At 42.9% G+C, this 11,808-nt stretch carries 5 protein-coding genes; 3 read left to right on the top strand and 2 right to left on the bottom strand.

Going from position 1 to position 11,808, the window contains the following annotated elements; genetic code table 11:
- Nucleotides 1-159 precede the first annotated feature (159 nt).
- Together J1G40_RS06095 and murQ are read left to right on the top strand one after the other, a co-directional pair.
- Nucleotides 160-909, top strand: coding sequence for a DeoR/GlpR family DNA-binding transcription regulator (locus J1G40_RS06095; RefSeq protein WP_265241960.1), 750 nt, complete (start codon nucleotides 160-162; stop codon nucleotides 907-909).
- 9 nt (nucleotides 910-918) lie between these two features.
- Nucleotides 919-1,734, top strand: a complete 816-nt coding sequence (gene murQ / locus J1G40_RS06090) for an N-acetylmuramic acid 6-phosphate etherase (RefSeq protein ID WP_265241721.1) — start codon at nucleotides 919-921, stop codon at nucleotides 1,732-1,734.
- A 17-nt stretch (nucleotides 1,735-1,751) separates the two neighbouring features.
- Here murQ and J1G40_RS06085 read toward each other — a convergent pair whose 3' ends face one another.
- Together J1G40_RS06085 and J1G40_RS06080 are read right to left on the bottom strand one after the other, a co-directional pair.
- Nucleotides 1,752-2,153 (bottom strand): c-type cytochrome, encoded by a 402-nt coding sequence (locus tag J1G40_RS06085; protein WP_265241720.1) that lies wholly within the window; start codon nucleotides 2,151-2,153, stop codon nucleotides 1,752-1,754.
- A gap of 25 nt (nucleotides 2,154-2,178) precedes the next feature.
- Nucleotides 2,179-3,303 (bottom strand): PQQ-dependent sugar dehydrogenase, encoded by a 1,125-nt coding sequence (locus J1G40_RS06080; protein ID WP_265241719.1) that lies wholly within the window; start codon nucleotides 3,301-3,303, stop codon nucleotides 2,179-2,181.
- Between the two features lie 139 nt (nucleotides 3,304-3,442).
- Between J1G40_RS06080 and J1G40_RS06075 the strand changes: the two genes are divergently transcribed.
- The gene (locus J1G40_RS06075; RefSeq protein WP_265241718.1) at nucleotides 3,443-11,785 is read left to right on the top strand and encodes a T9SS type B sorting domain-containing protein; all 8,343 of its coding nucleotides are present in this window, start codon (nucleotides 3,443-3,445) and stop codon (nucleotides 11,783-11,785) included.
- Nucleotides 11,786-11,808 lie beyond the last annotated feature (23 nt).

The raw sequence follows: 11,808 nt of genomic DNA, 5'->3' as shown, positions 1-11,808 counted from the left end.
GATTTTGTTAGCTGCAAATATAGTCAAAATATCATATAATTGCTGTTTTTTGCAAGATATATTGCAACTTTATGCAATTTTAACATAAAATTAAATTTAAAACATCAAAAAACGGCATAAAAAAGATTTTTTCTATCTTTGTCAGAAACAGATAGTCATATGCTAAAGGAAGAGCGGCAAAAGACCATTTTAAACGAAGTGGAATTACATAATCGGGTATTGCTTACAGATATCGCTGAAAAGTTGGATGTTTCTATAGATACCATTCGCAGAGATGTAAAAGAGCTCGATGTGGAGAATAAGTTGAGGAAGGTGCACGGGGGTGCAATTTCACTGGGTTTTACAAGTCCGGCTGCCTCAAATAACAATACCTATGCACTACAGGAAAAGATTAGTATTGCGGAAAAGGGTGTTACTCTTCTGAAGGATGGTAGTGTTATATTCATCGATGGAGGAACCACATGCCTTGAATTGGCCAGGATTATTCCCGAGCATTTGCAGCTTACCTGTTTTACGCTGAGTCTTCCGGTAGCCTTGCTATTATTGTCTAAACCCAATGTTGACGTTGTATTTATAGGAGGCCGTATTGCTAAGGAAGCACAAATTTCAACTGGGGCAGGCACCATAAACGATCTTGCAGGTATCCGATTCGACTATGGATTTATTGGAACAGGATATGTAGATTCTCTACATGGGCTAACCGAATTTGATTGGGATATTGTGCAGGTAAAAAAGGCGGTTATTAACGCATCTAAAAAAGCAGTACTTTTGTGTATCTCTGAAAAATTAAATTCGCAGCACCGCTATAAAACCTGTGATATAAATGCAATAAATACCATGATTACCGAGTTGGATCCTTCCAATAACCTCCTTAACCTTTTTAGAAATCACGATATTCGCCTTCTTTAAGAATTACCTATGCCAGATTATATAAAAATTACCGAAACCCCTTCTAACCATGACAACCTGGAGCAGCTCGATGCAGAAAGTATCCTGGTTAAAATGAATGAAGAAGACCAAAAGGTCGCTAGCGCAGTAGCCGATGCCATCCCTCAGATATCCCTGCTTGTAGACGGCCTGGTCCCAAGATTTCTCAAGGGGGGTCGGCTATTTTATATAGGAGCAGGAACAAGCGGCCGTTTAGGGATACTGGATGCCTCGGAAATACCGCCTACCTATGGCCTGCCGCACGACCGTGTAATCGGGATAATGGCAGGAGGCGATATCGCCATCCGTAAATCTGTTGAACACGCCGAAGATGATACAAAACAGGCATGGAAAGATCTATTGGCTTTTGACATCAATACCGATGATACCGTGGTGGGTATTGCCGCTTCCGGAACAACACCTTATGTTTTAGGAGGTATAGAGGATGCCAGGAAACACGGAATTCTCACTGCAGGGATAACCAATAACCCTGGTTCGCCCCTTGCACAGTTGGCAGAGATACCAATAGAAATAAATGTGGGCCCTGAGTTTGTCACCGGGAGTACGCGTATGAAAAGCGGCACTTCACAAAAGCTGGCGTTAAATATGATCTCCACGGCGCTTATGATACGTATTGGCCGGGTGAAGGGAAACAAAATGGTAAATATGCAATTGAGTAATAATAAGCTTGTTGACCGGGGAACCCGCTATGTTATGGAAGGACTCAATATGAACTATGAAGAGGCCCGTGCAGCACTTAAAGAACACGGTTCTGTTAAAAAAGCCATTGAAGCCAATACCAAGTAAATTGGTGAATTGGCCGGTTACTTCAGAATATTGCTTACTTCTTCAACCGTGACCATTTTAGCACCAGAATTCCCCCAGGAATTCATAATATAATTCATCACATCAGCCACTTCTTCATCTTCAAGACCCATTGGCATCATTGTATTGTCATATTTCTTTCCGTTAACCGTCATAGGCCCTCTTTGCCCATATTTAACGCCTTTTATACTCTCCTTTCTATTATTCATTAGATAGTCAGATTTGGCTAGTGGAGGAAAGGTAGCTTCCACCCCTTCACCTTTTTCCAGATGGCAGGTTACACAAAAATCTGCATATATCTCACTGCCCCTATCCATACTTTCCTGCAGCGCCTTATCCTGGTTTAAATAATAAAAAATGCAGCCAACAAAGGCTAAATAAACTACAATGAATGATTTCATACTAATTAGAAACGATTTTATTGACCTAACCGGCGTTAGGTACTAATTTATAAATTCCCTTTCCTTCTACGGCTACATAGATAAAACCGTCTGGCCCTTGGATAACATTCCTTACCCTGCCAATGTCTGCCATTAGTTTCTCTCTGTAGGTAACCTTATTGCCCTCCATTTCCAGTCGCTCCAAATACTGAAAAGCCAGGGAACCTACCAATAAATTCCCTTTCCAATCCGGATATTTATCAGAAGTGACAAAAGTCATTCCGCTGGGCCCTATAGAAGGAAGCCAGTAATGTAAGGGTTGTTCCATTCCTTCTTTTGCGGTAATGTCGGTAATCGGGGTGCCACTGTAATTAATCCCGTAAGTGATCACCGGCCAGCCGTAATTGTTTCCTTTTTTAACAATATTAATTTCATCACCACCTTTTGGTCCGTGTTCATGAATCCATATATCTCCCGTTTCGGGATGTTTGGTCATCCCCTGAGGGTTTCTGTTACCATAGGTATAGGCAGCCGTTTTAGCCCCTTCTTGTCCTACAAATGGGTTGTCTGACGGCACAGTTCCATCATCCATGATTCTATAAATTTTACCACCATCCCTGGTGATATCCTGAGGATTTACATCCCTGTTGCCCCTGTCGCCTATTGAGAAATAGAGGTAACCATCATTATCAAATTCCAACCTTGATCCAAAATGCTGTCCTTTTGTAGTATTAGGAGTGGCCTTATAAAGTAATTCATTGTTAGTGAGAGCATTACCTTCTAATTTAGCACGCATAATGGCCGTATTTCCTCCTTTGTCTTCTCCTTCTTCCGAGGAGTGAGAGAAATAGATCCAGCCATTATTAGCATAATCAGGATGCAGTTCTATATCTAATAGTCCTCCCTGCCCACGCAGGTATATGCTGGGAGCATTATCAATAGTGGTCTTCTGACCGTCCTTAAAAAGGATTAATTCGCCAGATTTTTCAGTAATTAATAATCCGCCATCAGGAAGGAAGACCATCCCCCAGGGGATTTCCAGCCCATCTACCATCAATTCTGCGGTAAAATTTGATTCCTCAGGGGTATTTATCTCGTTATCGCCATTTTGAGCGCAAGAAAAATTGGTCATTACAACGAAAAAACAAAGGGTTAGGATACTATTTTTCATAATTCATCGTTAAAATAATAATTAAATAATGTAGGCTTAAAGGCCTAAAGATAAAGAGAAAATATAAGTTTAAACAATTACACCTTAGAATAAACTGATCCCAAATCACGTGTATTCTTGCCATAACACGAATTAACCTATGCTCTCAAAAAAACCAAGGCATCTCCTGTATGCCATACTTTTGATAACACTATCAATTGTAGGAACTTCGGCGATTGCAAAGAATAATGTTTACGAGCTTATTTATGAAGTTGTATCCACTAATGAGGAAGACTCAGATGCAGTTTCATCATCTGATATTGCATCTTCTGAAATACTACCGGATGTACTAACGCTATCTTCTTCACGGGCAATGGCTGCTAATGCGCCCATGTTCATGACAATAATTCAAGGGGCAAATGAAGAAGTAACCTGTCCAAATGATGGTAGTACCCTGGCAAAGTTTTTTCTTTGTGGTACCAGTGACGTAAGGACGATTAGCTTAAGTCAGAGTGGTGCTACCTACAACTGGGAGAAGCTAGATTCTAACAGATGTGCCTTATCCGTTTTAGAAGATTGTGCCAATACAGATAATACCTGTTATGATCAGGTAGGGACAGGAGCCACCTACGATCTGGATTCTGCGGGTGAGTTCAGGGTACAGGTAAACGGAGGACAATTCTTCTATTTTAAATCTTCGGTTAATCCCTTAGACCCTCAATTGATTAAGGATGACATTGTTTGTGGTAATCCTGGCAGGGTAGAGGTTACCAATGTACCAGCAGGATATGAATATAGCCTAAACAGTTCAACAGGGCCTTTTCAGGACGATCCATTTTTTGATGTTACCGCTGCGGGTAATTACGTTGTTTGGGTGCGACTTAAAAATGTTTCGGGAAGTGCGTGTTTATTCCCATCTAACAGTGTCACAGTTGCCGACTTGAATATTACCGTAGATGTAACCGCCAATGATATACTCTGTAGCGGAGAACTTGGTAGTATTGATGTTGATGTTTCTGGTGTACCCGGATTTTATACCTATAGACTGATAAAGAATGGTGTAACGGTAGATACTTTTGGCCCTGATGCTGCCAGTAGCTATACCTTTGCAAATGTTAGCCCGGGCACCTATAGCGTGCGTGTAGAGACCAACAAGTGTAACGAACTTATTACCCTTGATGTCAATGGGGTGCCCATAGACATCGGAGCCGGAATTAGCCCCTTAGATGTTTCAGCAACTGCCGACGATAGTTTTGGTTGTGGTGCAGCTACTGTTGATGTGACCATAGCTACTTCCGGGGGTACTTCACCCTATATCTATAGCTTAAACGGCGGGGGAAGCTGGAGTGCACCCTATGCAAGTACCGCAGTATTTACGGTCTCATCCGCAGGAACTTATAATATCCTTGTTGAAGATGCTAACGGATGTCAGAAAACCGCCAGTGTAGATGTTGAAGATCTGCCACCACCAACCTTCACTATTACCACCAACGATGCTAATTGTGGTGGAGCCAATGATGGAAGTATCATAGTAAATGTTGTGAACGGTTTTGGTTATAACCTGGAATTCAGTAACAATAATGGTGCTAGCTACCAGGGGAGTAATGTATTCAACAATCTTGCACCTGCTTCTTATGACGTTTTGATAAGATACCAGCAGGGAAGCTTTATTTGTACCACCCCATCATCTAGTGAAACTGTTGGGACACCTTCGAGTATTAGCGGGACTGCAACAGCAGATAGCGCACCAAGTTGTTTAAATGAGAATGGAGGACAAATTACCATTTCAGGTGTATCTGGTGGTGTAGGACCTTATGATTACAGCATTGGGGCAGGTTTTAGCCCTACCACGGTATTTACCAACCTGGGTGTAGGTACATATACCCCGCAAATCAGAGATGCTAACGGTTGCGTCCAAAGTCTGGCGCCTATAGTATTTAATGCCCTTGACAAACCAACGGATATGGATTTTACCATATCCAGTATAAATTGTCTTACCAGTTCTGCTTCGGTTACCGTAGCAGTTACCGATGGAACCGCACCTTATACATATGAAATAATTGCACCTGCAGGAAGTGCCATAAATAATGGAAATAACCCGGTTTTTACGGGGCTTGGCCTGGGCACCTATACTTTTAGGGTTACAGATGTTGCCGGATGTTCCTATGACGAAGCATTTGCAATTACAGATATTAGTTCTATTTCAGTTCAGGCATTACCTATTGATGTGGTGACCTGCGTTGGCGATAGCGATGGATCGGGTAGATTTCTGGTAGACGGTTTCGACACTACATTCAGTTATCAAATAGATGCTGGTCCTGTATTTACCAATCAGAATAACGGGACAATAGATGTGACCGGACTTACCGCTGGCAACTATACCATCTCTGTTACTGATGAAGATACCAATTGTACAGATACAGCTACTTTAACCATCCAGGAGCCCGCAGTTGCTTTTGCAATAAACAATTTAAACGTGACAGCTATGAGCTGTCAGAATGGTAATGTAGGTAGCGTAACTATTAACACCGTAGGTGGATGGGGAGGTAATCGATATACCCTTACCCAACCGGATGCCTCTACAAGAGGACCTAAGAATGGAAATACCTTTTCCAATCTGACGCAGGATGGTTTATATCAGGTAAGTGTAACCGACGCTAATGGATGTACTATAACCGATAGCTTTACATTAACTTCTTTGTCATCTCCTACCTTAACCCTCGATAACGGAGCATCAGATTTTTGCTATGACAATGTAGATGCTGCTACCCTGGTTGTTAACGCTGCTGGAGGAGACGGATCCTATCAATTCAGGATCAATGGCGGCCCTCTTGGTGCCAGTAATACATTTAATGGGCTGACTCCCGGAACTTACACCATCGAAGTTGTGGATGGAAACGATTGCAGGGATACCGTAACTGCCACTATCGCTCAGGAAATAATTGCCGTCGCTACAACTATTCAGGAATTAGACTGTGGAGGACCAGATGCCCAGATCCAGGTTAATATAAGTAATGGATACCCTTCAGGAGGGGATTATGACTATTATGAAGTGAGCATTAATGGGGGAGCGTATTCTAGCACTACCACGAATATTACAGGAAACTCCTTTATTTATAATATCCCTAATAATGGTTCTATAATAGTACCTACAACATTTCAATTTGAAGTATACGATAGCAGGGGATGTTTAACGGAAACTAATGTGGTTACTATTTCACCACCGGAAACAATTGCAGGAACTGCTATCGCCACAGATACCACTTGTGGTGATGACAATGGAATTATAGAATTGGTGCCCGATACTAATTTTGGGGTTCCTCCTTATCAATTTAGTGATAACAGTGGCGCTACTTTTAGGGCGCAGAATATATATTCCGGTTTTGCTGCAGGAACCTATTCTACCTTTATGATAAGGGATAGCAGAGGCTGTACCACTCCACTTCTTTCTGCCACCGTTAATGCAAGTCTACCTATAGATGCCACCATTGTAGTAACAGATGCAGTCTGTGCTGCGGGTACGGTTGAAGGTATAATAGATGTAACGGCAGTGGCAAATGGTACTCCTAATTATACGTATACCTTACAGGATATAAGTGGTGCTACAGTGGCAGTAGTTGGCCCTACAGCTGCCACAACAGCCAATTTCTCAAATGTGATACCTGGTACCTATACAGTGGTTACCCAGGATGCTTCTGGTTGTGAAGAAAGGGAGATTGTTACTATTTCACAAAATCAAATTACGCTAACACCTCTGGACACCCCGCCGGCTAACTGTACAGATCCGTGGATCACATACAGGTTCCAGGCTAGTGGTGGAACCGCGCCTTATTTGTTTGGATTGGTAGGGAACCCTTTAGTACCAGCAAATGTAAATGGTATTGATATTCATGATTTTGCCGGGCAGGTAACTTTTGGAGTAACTTATTTTATCCAGGTTCAGGATGCTTTGGGCTGTACCTATATAGAACGGATAGACCCAATAGTACCCCCAAGCCCTGTGAATGTTACCGCTACAGCAACAACGGCTTCCTGTGCACCAGGAGGCAACGGCGTAATTTCATATACCGTAGATGGCTTATTGAATAACCCCGCTAATTTTACTGTTCAATTACAGGACACCGATACCGGAATTATTGTAGCCGGACCAGTAGTTTTTACTAACGAGCCATTACCTTTTAATACAGGTTCTTTTACCGGTCTGCCACCGGGGAATTATCAGGTTTTAGTTAATGACGATGATACACAATGTGATGGCAGTGCCCTGGTGAGTATTGTAACAGACATTCCCAGTCTGGTAGTAGACAATAATGAACCGGCAACATGTAATGTGGGGGCCTTGGTTACCGTTAGAGGTACTGGCGGCACCCCTGCTTATGGCTTTGCCTATGTGCCTACAGGAAATCCTGCACCGGTTGTATTTACAAGTCAGACCACTTATGAGATTGCAGGGCCGTATCCGGCCGATTACGATTTTTATGTTGAAGACAGCAATGGATGTACCAGTTTCACTACGGTAACGGTCACTGAAGCCGCAGGAGTCCCCGTACCTACGGTAGACGTAATTAACCAGTGTACGGCCGTGGCGAATTACACCATAAATGTTACATCTCCTTTAACATCAGGACCAGCCCCTGAAACGACTTTTGAATATGATATTGGAGGCGGATTTCAATCGAGTCCTAATTTCACTGTTCCCAATCCCGGAGATTACACTATTGTGGTAAGAGATGGTAATGGTTGTACAAATACGGTAGTAGCCAGAGTATTCGATTTCTTTGCAATAACCGCCAGTGCCACTACAGAACCTACCTGTAATGCCGGCGACGGGGTGATAACGATTAATACCAGTGGAGGTAGTGGAAACTTCAGATACGAATTAGATGACGGAGTAAATCCAACAGTGGTTCAGATCAATGATCCTGTATTTATCAATTTGCCTCCAGCGAGTTATACCATTCTGGTGACAGACCTGGATTCTAATACCATACCGCTCTGTTCCGATACTGCCGCTGTAGACGTAACGGTGGTGAACAACCCAGTGATTTCTGCCACTCCAAAAGGAGATATTACATGTAATGGAGCAGATGATGGATATATTTCTGTAGAACTGCAACCAGGTAGTGATACGGATACGCCATTTACTTTTACTTTGTACGATGGAGGAACGGCAACTGTGGTAAGACCTGCCCAACCAACAGCTATATTTGATAACCTGCCTCCAGGCACCTACCAGGCTGAGGTTACCTCTAACAGAGGCTGTACAGACAGATCTGCAGATGTGGTTATAATAGAACCTTCACCGCTACAGATAGGAACAGCCAATACAGAATTTACTTGTGATCCCAATAGTAACAGGTTTAATACTGCAACCATAACCGTATATACAGATACAAATGGTGACGGTACGGGAGTCAACACAGGGACAGCTCCATATACTTATACCATGTTCGATGGTACAACTACTTTCTCAAATGGTACTAACAATGTGTTTGAAGTGGTAGATGATGGAACAAATCAGTCGCTGTTGATGACTGCAAGGGATCAGAATGGATGTGAAATTCAGACTACGGTGAATATAAATGCACCTACAGACCTTACTTTTTCTTTCAATGTTAACCCAATAAGCTGTGCTGCCGACGGAAGCAGTGTCAACCCCGGGTCTATAGATATAATTATCAACGAAGGACCTGGTAGCTACGATGTTGAGATACTTCCATTAGGTTCTGAGCCTGTTCAGAATTCCGGAGGTACCGATAGAGTTAACTGGTTGATCAGCACTCCAGGGGATTATATTTTTGCCGTGACAGATGTTGGAAATGCTGGATGTACCTATCTCACCCAGGTGGTGACGGTACCAGAATACAACACTATTGAGGCCGTAATTGCGGAGACCAGACCGGTAACATGTTTCAATGGAACAGATGGTGAAATAAGTATTCAAATCAATAACTATACAGGAACGTATAATTATGAGGTGTTTTCAAGAGACAATGCCGGGGTAGAGACTACAACCGGTGTTACCGGAAGTTTTGATACAACTGTTCCAGGACAAAATCCAGGCACAATCACTGGCTTACCAGCAGGGAATTTAGTAGTTCATGTAGAAGCACTTAGCACTCCTTTTTGTGACGTTATAAGTAATGTAGCGACAGTAAGACAACCAGACAGGGCATTAACAGTAGCCCTAACTCAGACTGCTGAAGTCACCTGCGCCGTACCTGGATTAGGAGAAATATTCCTGGTAGGTGATGGCGGATGGGGCACCTTTGAATATCAGGTAATTGCCCCAGATGGGATAACTATAATACAGGATTTCCCAAGTACAAATGATAATATTACAGGATTGTCTGACGGCACCTATACCATTAATGTTCGGGATATTGAAGGATGTATAGCAACCAACACTATCAATCTTGCATTGCCTACGCCGATATATGCAGATATACAAGTAGTTACACCCTTGCAATGTAACAATGATAACAACGGTGCCATTGAGGCGTTTAATGTGAGCGGCGGCCAGGGCCCTGGGAATTACCTTTACCAGTTAAACAGGTTATCCGATGGTACTAATAGTGGATTGCAAACCACCACAACTTTCAGCAACTTATCGGCCGGGGATTATACAATTACAGTATTCGATGGCTGGGATTGTAGTTATGTAACTGTGCCTATAACAATTGTTGATCCACCAGTAGTGGTTGCTGAACTTGTTGAACTACAGCCACCGGGTTGTGGGGATGTTGGGATCATGGAACTTACTGTAACCAACCCTGAAGTTGGCGTAAGCTATTTCTTCAGGAGATCCGGAACGGCTGACCCCTTCCTTCCATTGGATGCATTAGATCCTACGGCAACCTCTGTTCAGATCAGTGAAAATATCACCATTGATCCGGGACCATTCCAATACGATGTACAGAATTCGAATGGCTGTCCGTTCGAGAAATCGAATCAGATATCACTAGACCCTGCAGCCCCATTGGTCATTTCTTTAGATCTGACAAATGCCACGATTAACTGTGCTGGGGAAGCAACAGGAATCATACGTTCAGAGGCTTTTGGAGGTATTGGAAATTATGTTTACACCCTGCTTAATTCAGATGTTCCACCTTTCCCTTCAGGACCAAATGTAGAGAGAAGTGCGCAGTCTTCGGGAATTTTCAGAGATCTTCCTGCAGGAACGTATTGGGTATATGCAACCAGCGGTGGATGTACTGTGCTGTCTCCCCCTATAGATATTACAGATCCCCCACCACTTGTGTTGGATTATATAGAAGCCGTACCTGTTAGTTGTTTTGGCGATACAGACGGACAATTAATTATTGAGGCCAGCGGAGGAACAGGCGTCATCCGTTATTCGATAGCTGATCAGCTAAGTGAGTTTTTTGAAGCTGACGATCCGTTGTTCCCAAACAGGAAAACATTTACAGACCTGGTTCCCAGGAGCTATGAGGTAATTATTCAGGATGATCTGGGTTGTACTATTACACAAACCATTACCATAACCGAACCCATGGAACTTGTGGCGGGGATTGCTGATGCAACTCCAGAAACATGTATGGGGGATGCGGATGGTACTGTGACATTGCAAGTAAGTGGGGGTACTGCACCCTATGAATTTGCCGTTAATTCCAACGCTGATATAGATTTTGCGCCTAATCCTTCCATGTATTGGGACAATCTGATAGGCGGGGATACTTATGTGTTTTTTGTGAGAGATGCTCGTGGATGTGAGACCAACGTTATTGTTCCTGTTGGGATAGGAGTAGACTTACAACCCGTTGCCAATGTGGTTTATGGATGTGATGGCATCTTCCCAAACAGTACGGCAACTGTAGAAATGCAGGATTCAAGTCAGTACTCGGATCTGTTATTTGCTTTGGATCCGATAGACCCAACAGACGCTATCACTGCCCTGGCGGCAACAGACAGGCAATGGGGAGACCTTCCCGCAGGAGATCATACCGTATATATTTATCACTCAAACGGATGTACCACTTTTGTAGATTTTACAATCGATGCGTATGATCCTCTGACCCTTGTTGCAACAAAAACAGGCCCTAATGAAATTACCGCTTCAGCGACAGGAGGCTACGGCGGGTATGAATACTTCTTCAATGGGGAATCTTACGGTAGTGAAAGTGTTTATTTTGCAAACGCAGATTCCAATGTTGAAGTAAGAGTGGTAGACCAAAATGGTTGTGTTGCGGTAATCGTCTTTCCGTTCGACTTTACAGGGATGCTCGAAATTCCAAATTTCTTTACCCCCGATGGCGACGGAAATAATGATGTTTGGTTCCCAAGAAACAGGGATTTCTTCCCTAATATAGAAGTTATAATTTACGATCGCTACGGCAGAGTGGTTGCCAGATTAGACCAGGTGGCCAATTGGGATGGTGATTATGATGGCAGACCTGTTCCTACCGGAGATTACTGGTATGTGGTTAATGCTAATGACAGAGAAAAACAACAATACGTGGGTCATTTTACCTTGTACCGATAGCAACAGGTAAATTTTGATCACAT

Origin of the sequence: Muriicola sp. Z0-33 (assembly GCF_026126425.1) — a bacterium.
Taxonomy (GTDB): domain Bacteria; phylum Bacteroidota; class Bacteroidia; order Flavobacteriales; family Flavobacteriaceae; genus JAFMPW01.
Note: the sequence above shows the minus strand (reverse complement) of the source record. Positions and strands in the feature narration are given on the sequence as shown.